This is a genomic window from Corynebacterium pseudogenitalium (assembly GCF_024453815.1).
GTDB classification, from domain to species: domain Bacteria; phylum Actinomycetota; class Actinomycetes; order Mycobacteriales; family Mycobacteriaceae; genus Corynebacterium; species Corynebacterium pseudogenitalium.
Window position 1 is genome coordinate 554,751 of sequence record NZ_CP072934.1, and the last position, 15,241, is coordinate 569,991.

Genomic DNA, 15,241 nt, shown 5'->3' on the forward strand with positions numbered 1-15,241 from the left:
CACCCTACATGTCAAGGAAAATAGGTGACGCAAAATTCCGCAAAAACGGGTCCAGTGTGCTCGGTGTCACTCGCGTGCGCAGGGTGTATTCACGGGGGTTATACGCGGTGTGAATTTGGGCACGTTTTCCCAGGCGAGTGCGGAAAAATTCATCCTGCCAAATAAAGTTACTAATTGGAACATATAGACACCCGTTTCCACCCACAAGGTGGGACAATGACTAGAAAGGTGCCCCATGCATAAAGCTATCGTCGTATTCGAGGTCGAGGGCGGCTCGGATAAGTATTTCGACGGACACCGGAAAGACACCATGCCGATCGTCAACGCGATCAAGGCTATGGGATGGCACGCCGAAGTTGTCTTCTACCGCCCCGAGTGGAAAGACGCGATCTACACCTACGTCTCCGAGAACTTTGACGGCTACATTTCCCGCGTAAACCCAGGCAACATCCCTGGCGGTGAGAAGGGCTACTTCGACCTGCTCACCAGCCTTTCGGTTGCGGGCCTGGTCGGCATGTCCACGCCGGGCGAGATGATGGCCTACGGCGCGAAGGACGCCCTGGTGAAGCTGAAGGACACCGACCTCGTCCCGTCCGACACCGCCGCCTACTACGACGTCGATACCTTCCATGAGACCTTCCCGACGTCCCTGTCCTACGGCGAGCGCGTGCTGAAGCAGAACCGTGGCTCAACCGGCGAGGGCATCTGGCGCGTCCGCATCGCTGACGAGGACCTCGCGGCCTCCGTCGAGCCGGGCACCGCGCTGCCACTGGACACCAAGATCCGCTGCACCGAGGCCGTCGACAACCACACCGAGACGCGCGAGCTCGGCGAGTTCATGACCTTCTGCAACCAGTACATCGTTGGCGACAACGGCATGCTGGTGGACATGCGCTTCATGCCACGCATCGTCGAGGGCGAGATCCGCATTCTGCTCGTCGGCCCGCACCCGGTGTTCGTTGTGCACAAGAAGCCGGCAGAGGGCGGCGACAACTTCTCTGCAACCCTGTTCTCCGGCGCAACGTACACCTACGACAAGCCAGAGGCATGGCAGGAGCTCATCGACATGTTCGCTGAGGCCCGCCCGGTCATCGCCGAGAACCTCGGCGGCGACAACATCCCGCTCATCTGGACCGCGGACTTCATGCTGGCCGACGGCGAGAACGGCGAGGACACCTACGTGCTCGGCGAGATCAACTGCTCCTGCGTTGGCTTTACCTCCGAGCTCGACATGGGCATCCAGGAGCTCGTTGCGCAGGAGGCAATCAAGCGCGTTGAGGCGAAGTTCGCCTAGTCGCGTTTAGCCATACGAGCCATGGCGCCGCCCGGGGTTTAGAGCAGCGTAGTTACGCTGTCCGGGTCGGCATCGGAAAGCATCTGGCGGCAGCGGTCGTACTCGGCGTCGTCGCCAATGGCCTTGGAGGCCAGGGCGAGCATCGCGATAGCCTTGAGCACCGGCACGTTCGCCTCGTGTGAGGTCGGAACCGGGCCCCAGCCCTTCCAGCCGTTGGCGCGCAACCGGTCGAGCGAGCGGTGGTAGCCGGTGCGGGCGTACGCGTAGGCGACGATCGTGTCGCCGTCTGCCAGCTCGCGCTCGGCGCGGGCGGCCCACACGGCGGGGGAGTCAGGGTGTGCGACGGCGGTGGCGTCGGCGAGCAGATCGCAGCCGGTGGCTGGGTCTTCTGGGAGGTGGATCGGGTCAGGGGCAAGCATGTCGTTGAACTTCATGCCGACTAGGATACCCAGAACTCCGACGTGTCCAGTCCGAAGTGATAGAGGCAGCGCCGCAGCAGCGGCATCGACAAGCCGATGACGCTGGTTGGGTCGCCGTCAATGGAGTCAATAAACCAGGAGCCGAGCGCCTCGAGCGTAAACGCGCCCGCGCACTGCAGCGGCTGGCCGGAATTGGCGTAGGCGACGATGTCGGCGTCGCTTGCCTCACCGAAGCGGATGGTGGTGCGCACAGTGTCCGTGACCCACTCGCCGTTGTAGGCGACGGCGTGGCCGGTGAGCAGCTCTGCGGCCTTGCCGCGTTGCGCACGCCAGCGCTCGATCGTGGCCTCAACGGTGTGCGGCTTGCCCAGCAGCTGGCCGTCCAGAAGCAGCATGGAATCGCAGCCGACCACGACGTCGTTAGGGAACTCGCCGGCGACGGTCTCAGCCTTAGCGCGGGCGAGGGCGGCGACGGTGTGCGCTGGTGGGGCGTCGACAAGCGAGGCGATCACCGCATCCTCGTCGATGTTGGCGGGCCGAAGCACCGGCTTGATGCCGCCCTGCTCGAGCAACATTCGGCGCGACGGCGACTGTGAGGCGAGAACAATCCGCATGGCTTAGGAGTACGTCGAAGGGGAGAACGCGAGCGGGTTAAACAGAGTCGGCGCATGCACCGGCGATGGCGCTACGCCCCACAGGTTGCGCTGCCCGCGCTTCGCCGCCTGCGCCTGCTGCTGCAGTTGCTCCAGCACGAGGCGCAGCGCCTCGACCTCCTCGGGGGAGGGGTTGCCTTTCACAACGTCGAAGGGGAGGGAAGACATACGTTCCTTTCGTGGTTACAGCGGCAGGTTGCCGTGCTTCTTCTGCGGCGGATAGACAACCTTGCGCTCCAGCAGGCGCAGGCCCTCCACGACCTGGGCGCGGGTGTCGCTAGGTGCGATGACGGCGTCGACAAGGCCGCGCTCGGTAGCGACGTAGGGGTTGAGGTTTTCTTCCTCGTACGCCTGCGTATCGACGCCCAACGCCTCAGCAGCCGTCGGTGCGTCAGCCAGCGCGATCTGCGCGGTCGGCCACGCGAAGACAAGGTCAGCGCCCAGGCCCTTCGAGCCGAGCACCGAGTAGGCGGTGCCGAGCGCCTTGCGCGTGATCACAGTAATGGTGCCCACCTGGGCCTCAGCGAAGGCGTACGCCAGCGTGGACGCAGCGGACAGGGCGCCTGCCTGCTCCTCCTCGACGGTCGGGACGAAGCCTGGGCAGTCCACGATGTGCAGCAGCGGCAGGTTGAACGCGTCGCAGGTGCGGATGAAGCGCGCGGCCTTTCGGGCAGCGTCGGCGCTCAGGCAGCCAGCGAGCACACTTGGCTGCGTGGCTACGATGCCGAGCGCCCGACCGTCAATGTGCGCAAACCCGGTGACGACGTTGCCGGCGTGGGCGCCGCCGAGCTCGTAGAAGTCGCCGTCGGTGATCGTCTCGATGACGGTGGTGATGTCGTATGGCTGGGCGTCCTCGTCGGGAACCAGGGAGTCAAGCACGCTGGCGTCAGCGCCCTCGGCGGCGTCAGCCACGGGAGCAGCCGCGCGGTTGTTCAGCGGCAGGTAGCTCATGAGCTTGCGCACCTCGTCGACAGCCTGCTCGTCGGTGCTGACGCGAATGTTTGCAACACCAGTGGTGGCCGCGTGGACGTCCGCGCCGCCGAGCTGCTCCGCGGTCACCTCGCTACCAGCGACCTTGGAGGCGACGTCGGTTGCGGCCAGATGAAGGCTTGCGCCATCAACCATGATGCGCATGTCAGCCAGCGGGACGGTGGTGGCAGCAAGCGTGGCAACCTCGCCGACAACCACGGCGATCTGCGGCACCAGGCCAGAAGCCTGCGTCGCAGCACGCAGGATCTTCGCCTGCATATGCGCCGTGACGACGCCCTCCTGCCAGCGCGGGCCGAGCGAGTCGTAGAACCCGATTACCGGCACGCCAGTCTTTGCGGCCAGCTCGTAGACTTTGAGGATCTTCTCGGCGTACACCTCGCCGATGCCGCCGTCGAAAATGGTGGCGTCCTGGGAGAATACGCACACGCGGCGGCCGTCGATGAGGCCATAGCCGGCCACGACACCATCCGTCGACGGCTTGGTGCGGTCCATCTTGTATGCCTCGACGCGGTGGCGTGCCAGCGCGTCGACCTCCACGAAGGAGCCCGCGTCCAACAAACGCTCGACACGCTCACGCGCAGTCAGGTCCCCGGCCTCGTGGACCGCGTCGATCGCGTCCTGGCCAAGCGGCGCCTGGGCCTCGTCAAGCCGGTTGCGCAGATCTTGGATACGGCCTGCAGTCGTCGACATGTCAGGTTTGGAAGAAGATTTATCGCCCATATCGCCTCAGTCTAACTAGCACGGAAAGAAAACCACATTATAAATCGCGCGGCGGGGCCCTTATGTTTCAGGTGCCAGGACGCCAACACGGCACGGGCAACGCGCTTAGCGCATGCTCGGGTCCTTGAAAATGCTCCACGCAGCTGAGATCAGCGGCAGCTGCAGCGGAAGTCGACCGATGCTGATCACCTGCTTTTGCCACGGCTTGTTGCGCCACTGGCGGGCCATCTCGAAGTTCGCAGGCCACACGGCCAGCAAGAGCGCTGCTGCGAAGCCACCACCGAGTTTGCGCAGCTTCGGCGCACGTTTCTGGTGTCCCGCATGTGACGCCGGGCCAAGCTTGGGCGCGGCCAGCAGCACAGCAGCTGCCAACTCCGCGGCGCCGGACGCGTAGGTATACGTCCGGGCCTCACCTGGGAGGGACTCGGGAACGATCGAATCGAAAGGTTCTGGTTTGATGAAGTGCAGGATGCCGGCCACCCCGAACGTCGGGATGAGTGCCTTGCGGAGGAAACGTTGAATCGTCATGTGTCTAACAGTAGCGCTAGATTAGGTCAACATGAATGCTGAAGAACTGAGCAGGCTCCAGCGGGGCGTCGAAAAGTATTGGCCGGTGGTGCGCTGGGTGGAAACCACCGGGTCGACGAACGACGATCTGTTGCGTGAAGGCGAGCCGGGCACCGTGCTCATCGCGGGGGAGCAGACGGCGTCGCGCGGGCGACTTGGCCGCAAGTGGGTCAGCCCGAAGGGTGCGCAACTGGCGATGAGCATGGTGCTGCGCATCGACGACAACCCGCCACCGTTCGGGCTGCTGTCGATCGCGCCCGGCGTCGCGGTGACCGACGTCGTGCCGCAGGCCCAGCTCAAATGGCCGAACGACGTGCAGATCGGCGGGAAGAAGCTCGCCGGGATTCTCTCCGGACTGGCGGACGGGCGCGTAGTGGTCGGCATCGGCATCAACCTCAACTTCGAGCCCGAGCAGCTGCCCATCCCCACCGCAACGGCGCTGAATCTCGAGGGGATCGACGTCGACTTCGTGGACTTCACCACGCAGGTGCTGTGCGCGATGGGTGAACGTTTCGCGCAGTGGCAGCAGCGCGACCCGCAGCTGCTGGCCGACTACCGCAAAGTGTGCAGCACGATCGGGCAGCACGTGCGCATTGAGCTGCATGACGGCGAGGTGATTGGCACCGTCGATGGCGTCAACGACGAGGGCGAAGTGATCATCGACGGCACGGCATACAGCGTCGGAGATGTGCACCACCTCCGGCCGAAACAGTAGGATCTGTGCCGTGCAACAGTCGCGGGTGAAGTTTCAGCTGGCAGAGGGCGAGGCCGTCCTCGCCGACACGAACCCGCCGTTAACGAGCCTTATTTTCCCGTTGCTCGAGCTCATCGTGATCACCGGGATCGCCTGGATTGCCATCGGTTGGATGGACGTCACCCCGTTTGTGAACCCCCAGGCGCACAACATCGTGGTTGCGGTGTGGGCGCTGCTGTCAGTGTGGCGCTTTGTGTTGCCGGTGGTTCGCCACCGCCGCCAGCGCTTCCTGCTCACCGACCGCCGCATCCTCGCCCGCTCGGCGCGCGGTGCGGTCGACTCCATCCCGCTGCGCCAGATTCATTCTTTTCGACGCCAGCGCGGCGGGCTGTCCATCGCCCTGTGGGGGTTCGACCAGCCGGTGTTCTTCCCGCAGGTGGGGAAGGCGCGTGCGGTGGAGCGTGCGCTGGACGAGAGCCTGCGCCGCCGCTAACTACTCCTTAATTTCCGTTGTGTGCAGCTGGCTGTCCAGGTCGCTCGGGCTGAGGCTGCCTGCCTGGAAGTCTGCCGTGATCGGCAGGTGCAGATCCATGTCGGTGGCGGGGCACAGCTCGATGACGGCGTCGTTGATGGTGTAGTCGAGCACGTGGCCGCCGGCGGTGCGGGCGTCGTCAATGAAGTGGACGTGGCAGCCGGGCACCCCGATGCCTTTGGCGTAGGCGGGCGTGCGGAAGCCGCCGATGATGCCGTGTACGTCGGTGAAGTGGTGCTCGGCGTCATCGCCGATGGCCTCCGTCATGGGGCGGTACGGTTTCTCCTGCTTGGTCACGGTGCGGGTGACCACCTCGTCGAAGGTGCCGGTGATTCTGACGGCGTAGAAGAAGTTGTGGCTCGGCTCGAGCGCGTCGATGAACTCGGCCAGTTCCGCGCGCCGCATCCCTTTCGGCGCGTCGACGCGGATGCGCGGCACAAAGTTGGTGACCACGGTAAACGGTGTGCGCTGGTCAAGGCTTGCGACGCGCGCCTTGCCGTCGCTGGTGAGCTGGTAGCACACGCCGTCGAGAATAATCATCTCTCCGTCGAGCCCGTCGAAGGTGCCAAGGCCGAAGTTTCCTTTGCCGAGGATGTCTCCGATGGTCAGTTCGCCTTCGTAGATGCCGTCGAGAAGCGCGGTCATCAACGAGTTTTGGAAGATGGTATGGCGAACAATCGCGGGATTCGTTTCAGTCATGCCCACATCGTAGCGCCCATAAGGCTAAGGTAGTTCGTTGTGAGAGACGCTCAAGGAATGCCCAGAGTTGCCGTTATCGGTGACGGTCAGCTTGCCAGAATGATGCACACGGAAGCCATCGAACTTGGAATGCAGCCCAGGGTGCTCGCAGGCGCCCCGGACGCCTCGGCCGCCCAGGTGTTTGGTGACGTCCAGCTTGGTGACTACACCAACTTCGACGACCTGCACGCAACCATCCAGGGTGCCTCGGCGATCACGTTCGACCACGAACACGTCCCAAACGAGTTCCTGCAGCGCCTGCTGGACGAAGGTTACAACGTGGAGCCGCGCCCCCAGGCGCTGATTTACGCCCAGGACAAGCTTGAGCAGCGCACCAAGCTCAAGGAGCTGGGGGCACCGGTGCCGCCGTTTGCGAAGTTTGACTCCGTGGAGGACGCCCGCGAGTTCTGGAAGCTTGTCGACGGCCGCGTGTGCGTCAAGGCGACGCGCGGAGGCTACGACGGGCACGGCGTCTGGTTCCCAGAGACCCTGCAAGAGTGCGAGCAGCTGGTCACCGATCTGCTTGAGAAGGGCGTTGTGCTCTACGCGGAAGAAAAGGTGAACTTCGCCCGCGAACTTTCCGCGATGGTGGCGCGCAACCGGGACGGCGAGGTCAAGGCGTGGCCCGTCGTCGAGTCACGGCAGGCGGACGGCGTCTGCCATATCGCGATTGCTCCAGCGCCAGAACTGCCGGCTGATGTGGCGAAACAGTGCCGTGATCTTGCCACCAATATTGCGACCAAGCTTGACGTTACGGGCGTGCTCGCCGTTGAGCTCTTCGAGTGCATCGGGGAGGACGGGGCGTCGAAAATTCTGGTCAACGAGCTTGCGATGCGCCCGCACAACACGGGGCACTGGACGCAGGACGGCTGCGTGACCTCCCAGTTTGAGCAGCACCTGCGCGCGGTCCTGAACTGGCCGCTCGGGTCCGTGGACACGCTCGAGCCGGTCACGGTGATGGTGAACACTCTCGGTGCGGAGGAGGATCCGCAGATGCCGATGGAGCAGCGCGTCATCGAGGTGATGCGCCGCTACCCGGAGGCCAAGGTGCACCTGTACGGCAAGAGCTGGCGCCCTGGGCGCAAGATGGGACACGTCAACGTCACCGGCTACGACGCCACGTCCACCTTGGCAATTGCGCAGCACGCCGCGCACTTTATTGTTCACGCGAACTGGTACTAACAGGAGGAGAGTTTCTTCATGAACGCACGCGTTGGCCTCATCATGGGCTCGGATTCGGACTGGGACACGGTTGCGCCTGCCGCAGAGGTACTTGCGGAGTTCGGGGTGCCGTTTGAGGTCGGGGTGGTCTCCGCGCACCGCACCCCTGAGAAGATGCTTGCCTATGCGAAGCAAGCACATGAACGTGGCATCCAGGTCATCATTGCGTGCGCCGGTGGGGCAGCCCACCTGCCGGGGATGGTTGCCGCGGCAACGCCACTGCCAGTCATCGGTATCCCTCGCGCATTGAAGGACCTTGACGGGCTGGATTCTCTGCTTTCCATCGTGCAGATGCCAGGGGGTGTTCCAGTCGCGACGGTGTCTATCGGCGGCGCGAAGAACGCGGGCCTGCTTGCTGTTCGGATGCTCGGTGCCGGGGATCCGGAACTAGTGGACAAGATGGCGAAGTACCAGGCCGACATGGCGGCCGAAGTTGAGCGTAAGGATGCCGCGCTGCGCAGCCGGTTGCTGGGTGAGTAGCAGTCCCATCGTGGTGCTGGGTGCGCGAATTGTCGACGGCCACCCGTCGCGCATGCTGCACGCCCGGCTCTGCAGCGCACTGCTCCGCTGGCGGACGAACGCGCACGCTGGCGTGCGGCGCGCCATCGTGGTCACCGGCCGCGGGGAGGCGGCCGTGATGGCTCGCTGGCTTGTCGAGCGCGGCGTGCCCCGTGAACTGATCATTCAGGAGCCCCATGCGTCGTCGACGAACGAAAACCTCGAGCGTACCCGCGCGTTGTTCCCGCACGCGCCGCGGCTGATCGTGGTGACCAGCAACTTCCACGTGCGCCGCACGCGCGTGTGGGCCTGGCACCTGGGGATTCCAGTGGAGATGGTGCCTGCGCGCACCCCGCGCCGCTCCCGGCCGAAGAACTACGCGCGCGAGCTCGTTGCGTTGCCGCACTCCGCGGCGCGGGTTGTGTGGCGACGCCTTATGCACAAAATGCGCTAGAGTACATCCGATGGTGCTACTTTTGGTGCCATGTGCTTCAGTCCTAGGAAGGCTCCATTCATGACACACTTACATCGCCGCATCACCGGCTTGATCACCGTTGCAGTACTGGGGGCCAGCGTGGCTTCATGCGCCGGAGATGGCCAAGACGCCACAGACGCGCCCCAGACCGACAAGGACGGTGCCGCAGTGACTGCCGGGGCCAACCAACCCGCAGAAGTCAATGGGGTCGATTTGCATTTTCTCGCGATGATGACACCGCATCACCAGCAAGCCGTGGACATGAGCGAGATCATCCTGGCCGCCGATGGCATCAGCGAAGCCACCGCGGACTTGGCCGAACGGATTAAAATCGGGCAACAAGAAGAAATCGACACCATGGTCGACTGGGCTGAACAATGGGACCAGGGTGACTTGATGGCACATCACGCCCCACACATTGCCAATGGCATGATCACTCCAGAACAGATGGACCAGCTGAAATCACTTTCGGGCGAGGAAGCAGACACCCGGTTCCTCCAGCTCATGCATTTCCATCACGCGGGTGCCGTTGCCATGACCCAAGACCAAATCGACAACGGCGGCTACCAGCCTCTCGTGGAACTGGCTCAACAAATGGTCGACGTGCAAACCGCTGAGATGCACGAGATGGAACAACTCCTGGAAGCCAGAGGCGAAAGCCTGCTGACTGAGTAACCAACCTGGATAAACGAAGCGGGAGCGCGTTAACCCGGGTATAAGTTCGTAGTGCACCTGTAATACGACTGAAAGGGAACACCCATGATCGCCAACTTCAACGCCGCGCAAAGCAAGCAGACCGCCGACGGCTTCTTCTCCGCGCTTTTCGACTTCTCCTTCTCCCAGTACATCACCCTGAAGTTCGCCCGCGTGATCTACCTGATCTCCGCAGTCTTCATCGGACTGTGCTGGGGTCTTCGGCCTTTTGGTGTCGCTGGCTACGTTTAGTGTTGGTTTTGGCACCGGCCTGCTCATGCTGATCGGCTTCCTTCTCTTCGGTACGCTTTTCGCGCTGTTCTCATTGATCAGCGCGCGCGTCACCCTCGAATTCATGGTCTCGGCGATCAAGACGGCGCAGAACACTTCCGAGATCGCAGCGGCGCAGCGTCGTTAGGGGTCGCTAGACCCCGCCCGGCAAACTGTGCAGAGTGAGGCCGCGCGCGGCGGCAGCCTCGCCGAAGCGCGCAACGAAATCGGCCGAGCGCTTACCGGAGGCGCAGTAGACCACGACCTCGCCCGCGCCGCGCAGCGTATCGAGCAGTGCGAGCGCGGCGTCCGGGTCTTCGCGCCACACCGAGGCCGGCAGGTGGAAGGACGCGTGCGGCAGGTCCTTGATCGCTTTTTCACCGAGTTCGCGCACGTCCAGCGCTGTGGCGTGACCATCCGCGACCTGCACGAGTAGGCGCGTTTTCTCGCCGTCTGGCGGCAGCATACACGGGGCAGCTTCGGCGACGAGTTCGGTGACCAGCTCGCGCTGCGGGTCGGCAGCGACCTCGAAGCGCCGGAGCGTCCCGGCGAGCGCCTCGTAGACATGGAGCACACCGACCTCGGCGTCCATGCCCGCGAGGTATTTCACGGCCTCCGTGGCCATCAGCCCGCCGACGACCGAGGTCGTCACCCCGAGCACGCCGGCGGTGGCGCAGTCCGGAGTGTCCTCGGGTGCCGGGTGGGTGGGGTAGAGGTCGCGTAGCCCGACCCCGCGTGCATCCGGTCCGGAGTACCACAGCGCGAGCTCGCCGTGGAAGCGCAGCACCGAGCCCCACACCAGGGGCGTGCCAGTAATTTCGGCGGCGTCGGCGGAGAGGAACTTCGTGGTGAAGGTATCGGAGCCGTCGATGACCAGGTCGTGCTCGCGGAACAGCCCAGGTGCGTTGGAGGTGTCGAGGCGCTTGCGCAGCGGCACGATCGTGGCGTCTGCGCGGTGTCGGCGCAGCTGCTCGGCTGCCACCTCCACCTTGGGCCGGCCCACGTCGGAGGCGCTAAACAGAATCTGGCGGTGGGTGTTGGTGTCATCCACCACGTCATCATCAATCACCGTGATCGTGCCGACACCTGTGGCCGCCAGCGCCTGCATCACCGGGCAGCCGAGCCCGCCCGCGCCGATGACAAGCACCCGCGCGCGGTTCAGCGCCTCTTGGCCCGCTAGCCCGAAGCCGGGCAGCAGCGTTTGGCGCGCGGTGCGCCGCAGCTCAGCGTGAGACAGGCTCATAGGACCTCATCCGCCCAGCTCGCTAGGCCATCAAAGCTTGACGACGCCAACGCCCCTTCCGCATGCGTCCGCCGCGGAATCCGACCCGCATCCCGCGCGAGCCGGCCAGCCTCGACCGCGTGTCGCATCGCACGCGCCATCGCGACCGGGTCCTGGCAACGGTTGACCGCGCTGGCGAGCAGCACGCCGTCGCAGCCGAGTTCCATGGCCAAGGTGGCGTCGGAAGCGGTGCCGACGCCGGCGTCGAGAAGCACGGGCACCTGCGCACGCGCGCAGATCAGCTCGATGTTGTGCGGGTTCAAAATGCCAAGGCCGGTGCCGATCGGAGAGCCGAGCGGCATCACCGCATGCACCCCAACCTGCTCCAGGCGGGCGGCGACGACCGGGTCGTCGGAGGTGTAGGCAAGCACGACGAAGCCTTCGGCGACGAGGAGCTCGCAGGCGTCGACAAGCTCGACGACGTCCGGCAGCAGCGTGTGCTCGTCCGCGATGACCTCCACCTTGACCCAGTTCGTGCCGAGCGCCTCGCGCGCCAGTTGCGCGGTGAGCACCGCGTCGCGGGCGGTGCGGCAGCCCGCAGTATTCGGCAGGGGATCGATGCCGAGCCGGGTGAGCATCTCGAAGACGCTCTCGCCGCCATTGGTGCGGGCGGCATGCCGACGCATCGCCACGGTGGTCAGCTGCGTGCCGCTGGCCACCAGCGCGTCCTCGAGCAACTGCTGGCTGGTCGCCCCGCCGGTGCCCATGATCAGGTGGGAGTCGAATTTCTTGTCGGCGATGTTCAGCACGTCTAGCCTCCTTGGACGGCGGTGAGGATGTCGACGGTGTCGGCGTCGGCAAGCGAGCTGTCCCAGCGACTTGCGGGCACAACCTTGCCATTGACAGCGACGGCGACGCCTTCTGCGTGGCCGACGACCTCCTCGACCAGCGACCGCACAGTCGGCGCGGTGTCGAAGGTATGGGGCTTCTCGTTGATGATGATGCGCATGATGCTCCTTTACAGTTCGTGGCGGCCGGGGTCGCAGTCGGAAATATCGACGGTGGTTTCGCGGTCCAGCCCGAGGTCGGCGCCGACGCGCGCGCCGAGCGCTGCCAGCAGGATGCCGTGGCGGAAATAACCGGTGGAGACCACCAGGTTCTCGCCGCGCAGCCCCAGGTAGGGCAGGTCGTCGGGCGTGCCTGGGCGATTGCCGACGAGCGCCTCAACCAGCTCGCAGTCCTCGATGGCGGGGACGACGCGGATGGCGTCGCGAAGCAGCGTATACACGCCATCGACGGCGGGCCGCACGCGCGCGTCTTCGCGGCTGGTTGCGCCCACGGCGATGGTGCCGTCGGTGCGCGGGATGATGTAGACGGGGCGGTCCTCGACGAAGGCGCGCACGACCCGGCCGACCGGCATGCGGCCGGTAAGACGCAGCATGTCGCCGCGCACCGGTCGCAGGTTCAGCGGCAGACCGAGCGCGCTGGCACCGAGACCGTTGCACGCGTAGATGGTGTCGCCGCGCAGGCTGCCGGTGCTGGTTTCGACGCCCACGCAGGTTTCGCCCTCCCAGCGCAGTGCTGTGGCCTGCTCGCGAACCAGCGTCACGCCGCGCGATGCAAGCTCGCGCAGCAGAGCGGCGGCGAACATGCGCGGGTTGACCTGGTGGTCGCCGGGGATCTCCACCACGCTGGCCAGCTGGGGGCTTAGGCCCGGCTCCTGCGCCCGCGCCTGGCGCAGCGTGAGGCGGTCGACGTCCATGCCGTGGGCGTGCTGGTGCTCGGTGAGCTCGCGCAGGTGGGTAGCGTCGGCGCGGTCGGCGGCGACCACGAAGGTCGACTCGGTGCGGTACCCAACCTCGATGCCCGGCAGGTCTGCGATCAGCGAAGGATAGAGCGCCGCCGACTCCAACATCAGCGGATAGAGCGGCTCCTGGCGGTACTGCACTTCCGCGGCCGGGGCGAGCATGCCGCCGGCCACGTTGGTCGCGCCGCTTGCCGGGGCCGGGTCCACCAGCGCGATCCTGCGGGGATCCACCCCGCGGCGTGTGAGCTCGAACGCGGTGGTCAGGCCGATGATGCCGGCGCCGACGATGACGTGCTCGAAACTACTCACGACGCTTCCTCGAAATCCTTGACGATACCCGCCGCCATCGCGCGCGGGTCCTCAGCGTGCATGAAACCGCGGACGATCGCCACGCCGGCCACGCCCGTGGCGGCAAGCGCGGCGGCATCCGTGGCGTGTACGTCGCCGATCGCCACGACCGGTACCTGCGAGGCCTCGACCAGCGCCGGGTAGCCGTCGAGGCCAAGTGGGGCGCGGCCGGAGTCCTTCGTCGGGGTCGGGCGGAAGGGGCCCGCGCCGACGTAATCGATCACGTCGGCGTACGCGTTCGCCGCCTCCACCAGTGCGAGCGTGCCGGTGGTCAGTCCGAGGATCGCGTCCGGCCCGAGCAGTTCGCGCGCGGCGCGCGGGTCCATGTCGTCCTGGCCGATGTGCGCGCCGTGGATGTGGTGGGTGCGCATGAGGCGGGCGGCGAGGGGAACGTTGTCGTCGATAAGCACGCGCGTGCGCGGGTTCGCCGCGGCGACCGCATCGGCGACCTCGCACGCGAGACGCTCGAGGTCGGCTTTGGCGATCGGCTTGCTGCGCACCTGGATCACGCCCGCCCCGCCGGCCGCGGCTTCGGCGGCGACGCGCGCGACATCGGCGGTAGGCTGGCCCGTGACGAAATAGCAGCGTAGGTCGAGCGACTTAGGCATCGCGCACCACCCACGCGCGGTCGGCCTGGTCGAAGAAATCGCGCTCGTAGCGCGAGGCGACCGCACACGCGCGCACCGCCGCGTCCAGGGCGTCGGGGTTCGCCTCAAGGGTGGCCTCGCAGCGGTCGATCGCGCCGCGCACCGCCTCGTAGAAACCGTTGCCCGAGTAGGTGGCCAGCCAGTCGTGGTAGGGATGCGAGGCGTGGTTGTGCTCCGCGAGGCGCGCGCCGACCTCGTAGTAGAGCCAGTAGCAGGGCAGCACCGCCGCCTGCCCGATCGCCGCCGACTCGCCGAGGGCGGAGGCGAGCAGGAAATCGGTGTAGGCGCGTGTGACCGGCGACGGCAGCGTCTCGCGGCCAAGATCGGCGAGCCAGGTGCGTTGCATCTCTTGCTCGTCGGTGATCGCGGCGTCCGCATCCTTTGCCCACGCGCCGCCAAGCGCGTGCAGCGAGCGCGCGTACTTGGTCAGGTAGTAGGCGTCCTGCTCGAGGTAGAACATGAAGTCGGCGTGGTCGAGGGTGCCGTCGGCAAGCGTGCGGATGAACGGCAGCTCCATAATCGCGGTGAGGTACGGCGCCGAGGCGTCCCACAGCGCCTGGGTGTACGGGCCAGCAGGCGTGGCGAGTGGCGCGGTTGGTGGGGCGTCGATGCGCAGGAAGCGCTCGGGGTTGCAGTCGGCGGCGCGCTGCATGCGGCGGCCGACGTGCCCGTGGTCGACGGGGCCGCGGCCGTGTCCAACGGCGAGCGCGTCGGCGTGCGCAATCGCCTCGTACAGCCAGCGCGACGCCCACTCGGTCGCCGCCGGCGTATCGAAGCCGGCGCCCAGGCGCGTCGCCAGCGCCGAGGAAAAAGAGCAGCCCGTGCCGTGCGTGTTCTTCGTGTTCACGCGGCTTACCGACACGTGGTGGACGCGCTCGGCGGTCACCACGGCGTTGTCTGCGCGCGGGCCGGTGAGGTGCCCGCCCTTGATAATCACGGTTGTGTCCAGCTTTTTCGCCAGCCCCTGCGCCTGCGCGATCGCGGTGTCGAAGTCGGTGGCCGGGTCTTCGCCGGTGAGGACGGCGAGTTCGGGGAGGTTGGGCGTGATGATGTCGGCAAGCGAGGCGAGCTCGCGCAGCGCGACTTCCGCCTCGGGCGTCAGGAGCCTATCGCTTGACGACGCCACCATCACCGGATCCAACACCACCGCGGCCTCTCGTGCGTGTGTGGTGAGGAATTCGCGCACGACCTCGATGATTTCGGTGGTGCCGAGCATGCCGATCTTGATCGCGTCGATCGCCACATCATCGGTGACGGAGCGCAGCTGTGTGCGCAGAAAGTCGATCGGCGGGGTGAAAATCTCCTGCACACCGGTGGTGTTCTGGGCGACCAGCGAGGTCACTACGCTGTAGGAAAAGCCGCCGGCGGCCTGGATGGATTTGATATCGGCTTGGACGCCTGCGCCTCCGGTCGGGTCGGTGCCGGCAATCGTGAGGATGCGGGGCAGGGCAGG

Annotated in this window: 20 protein-coding genes and 1 pseudogene; 9 read left to right on the forward strand and 12 right to left on the reverse strand. The window is 65.8% G+C overall.

The features are described 5' to 3' along the window. The first annotated feature begins 235 nt into the window (after positions 1-235). A complete protein-coding gene (locus KBP54_RS02600) occupies positions 236-1,294 on the forward strand; it encodes a Cj0069 family protein (protein ID WP_070362982.1) in 1,059 nt (352 codons plus the stop codon). Positions 1,295-1,332: 38 nt separating this feature from the next. Here the strand turns inward: KBP54_RS02600 and KBP54_RS02605 are convergent, their stop codons facing one another. From KBP54_RS02605 to KBP54_RS02625, 5 genes are all read right to left on the reverse strand, one after another. Beyond that, positions 1,333-1,728 (reverse strand): DUF3151 domain-containing protein, encoded by a 396-nt coding sequence (locus KBP54_RS02605; protein WP_070362981.1) that lies wholly within the window; start codon positions 1,726-1,728, stop codon positions 1,333-1,335. A gap of 5 nt (positions 1,729-1,733) precedes the next feature. After that, positions 1,734-2,327, reverse strand: a complete 594-nt coding sequence (locus KBP54_RS02610) for a Maf family protein (protein WP_070362980.1) — start codon at positions 2,325-2,327, stop codon at positions 1,734-1,736. 3 nt (positions 2,328-2,330) lie between these two features. Next, positions 2,331-2,534, reverse strand: a complete 204-nt coding sequence (locus KBP54_RS02615) for an acyl-CoA carboxylase subunit epsilon (RefSeq protein WP_070362979.1) — start codon at positions 2,532-2,534, stop codon at positions 2,331-2,333. Positions 2,535-2,549: 15 nt separating this feature from the next. Continuing rightward, complete coding sequence (locus KBP54_RS02620) at positions 2,550-4,076, reverse strand: acyl-CoA carboxylase subunit beta (protein WP_256006207.1); 1,527 nt, start codon at positions 4,074-4,076, stop codon at positions 2,550-2,552. A gap of 105 nt (positions 4,077-4,181) precedes the next feature. Then, a complete protein-coding gene (locus tag KBP54_RS02625) occupies positions 4,182-4,604 on the reverse strand; it encodes a DoxX family protein (protein WP_070362977.1) in 423 nt (140 codons plus the stop codon). 31 nt (positions 4,605-4,635) lie between these two features. Between KBP54_RS02625 and KBP54_RS02630 the strand changes: the two genes are divergently transcribed. Next, the gene (locus tag KBP54_RS02630) at positions 4,636-5,358 is read left to right on the forward strand and encodes a biotin--[acetyl-CoA-carboxylase] ligase (RefSeq protein ID WP_256006209.1); all 723 of its coding nucleotides are present in this window, start codon (positions 4,636-4,638) and stop codon (positions 5,356-5,358) included. 10 nt (positions 5,359-5,368) lie between these two features. Beyond that, the gene (locus KBP54_RS02635) at positions 5,369-5,830 is read left to right on the forward strand and encodes a hypothetical protein (protein WP_240492739.1); all 462 of its coding nucleotides are present in this window, start codon (positions 5,369-5,371) and stop codon (positions 5,828-5,830) included. On the opposite strand, the gene budA is transcribed toward KBP54_RS02635, so the two are convergent. After that, positions 5,831-6,568, reverse strand: a complete 738-nt coding sequence (budA, locus tag KBP54_RS02640; protein WP_070362974.1) for an acetolactate decarboxylase — start codon at positions 6,566-6,568, stop codon at positions 5,831-5,833. A 57-nt stretch (positions 6,569-6,625) separates the two neighbouring features. Here budA and KBP54_RS02645 point away from each other — a divergent pair, with 57 nt between their 5' ends. From KBP54_RS02645 to KBP54_RS02670, 6 genes are all read left to right on the forward strand, one after another. Further along, positions 6,626-7,789 (forward strand): 5-(carboxyamino)imidazole ribonucleotide synthase, encoded by a 1,164-nt coding sequence (locus KBP54_RS02645; RefSeq protein WP_070362973.1) that lies wholly within the window; start codon positions 6,626-6,628, stop codon positions 7,787-7,789. Between the two features lie 18 nt (positions 7,790-7,807). After that, the gene (purE, locus tag KBP54_RS02650) at positions 7,808-8,308 is read left to right on the forward strand and encodes a 5-(carboxyamino)imidazole ribonucleotide mutase (RefSeq protein WP_070362972.1); all 501 of its coding nucleotides are present in this window, start codon (positions 7,808-7,810) and stop codon (positions 8,306-8,308) included. Further along, positions 8,301-8,780, forward strand: a complete 480-nt coding sequence (locus KBP54_RS02655; RefSeq protein ID WP_336296784.1) for a YdcF family protein — start codon at positions 8,301-8,303, stop codon at positions 8,778-8,780. The genes purE and KBP54_RS02655 overlap by 8 nt, the downstream gene beginning before the upstream one ends. Positions 8,781-8,840: 60 nt before the next feature. Beyond that, positions 8,841-9,476, forward strand: coding sequence for a DUF305 domain-containing protein (locus KBP54_RS02660; protein WP_070362970.1), 636 nt, complete (start codon positions 8,841-8,843; stop codon positions 9,474-9,476). Positions 9,477-9,560: 84 nt separating this feature from the next. Then, entirely contained in the window at positions 9,561-9,746 is a 186-nt protein-coding gene (locus KBP54_RS02665) for a DUF4282 domain-containing protein (RefSeq protein WP_070362969.1), read from the forward strand. Further along, positions 9,727-9,912 (forward strand): DUF4282 domain-containing protein, encoded by a 186-nt coding sequence (locus KBP54_RS02670; protein WP_240492828.1) that lies wholly within the window; start codon positions 9,727-9,729, stop codon positions 9,910-9,912. Before KBP54_RS02665 ends, KBP54_RS02670 begins: the two co-directional genes overlap by 20 nt. 6 nt (positions 9,913-9,918) lie before the next feature. On the opposite strand, the gene KBP54_RS02675 is transcribed toward KBP54_RS02670, so the two are convergent. The 6 genes and pseudogenes from KBP54_RS02675 to KBP54_RS02700 form a co-directional block, all read right to left on the reverse strand. Continuing rightward, positions 9,919-11,007, reverse strand: coding sequence for a ThiF family adenylyltransferase (locus tag KBP54_RS02675; RefSeq protein WP_070362968.1), 1,089 nt, complete (start codon positions 11,005-11,007; stop codon positions 9,919-9,921). After that, positions 11,004-11,795 (reverse strand): thiazole synthase, encoded by a 792-nt coding sequence (locus tag KBP54_RS02680; protein ID WP_070362967.1) that lies wholly within the window; start codon positions 11,793-11,795, stop codon positions 11,004-11,006. Before KBP54_RS02680 ends, KBP54_RS02675 begins: the two co-directional genes overlap by 4 nt. A gap of 2 nt (positions 11,796-11,797) precedes the next feature. Then, a complete protein-coding gene (gene thiS, locus KBP54_RS02685) occupies positions 11,798-11,995 on the reverse strand; it encodes a sulfur carrier protein ThiS (protein ID WP_070362966.1) in 198 nt (65 codons plus the stop codon). Positions 11,996-12,004: 9 nt separating this feature from the next. Then, positions 12,005-13,102, reverse strand: a complete 1,098-nt coding sequence (gene thiO, locus KBP54_RS02690) for a glycine oxidase ThiO (protein ID WP_070362965.1) — start codon at positions 13,100-13,102, stop codon at positions 12,005-12,007. Next, on the reverse strand, positions 13,099-13,749 hold the full coding sequence (locus KBP54_RS02695; protein WP_070362964.1) for a thiamine phosphate synthase: 651 nt from the start codon (positions 13,747-13,749) through the stop codon (positions 13,099-13,101). Before KBP54_RS02695 ends, thiO begins: the two co-directional genes overlap by 4 nt. After that, positions 13,742-15,238: pseudogene (locus KBP54_RS02700) on the reverse strand (bifunctional hydroxymethylpyrimidine kinase/phosphomethylpyrimidine kinase); the annotation flags it as partial. The pseudogene KBP54_RS02700 and the gene KBP54_RS02695, both read right to left, overlap by 8 nt. Positions 15,239-15,241: the final 3 nt, after the last annotated feature.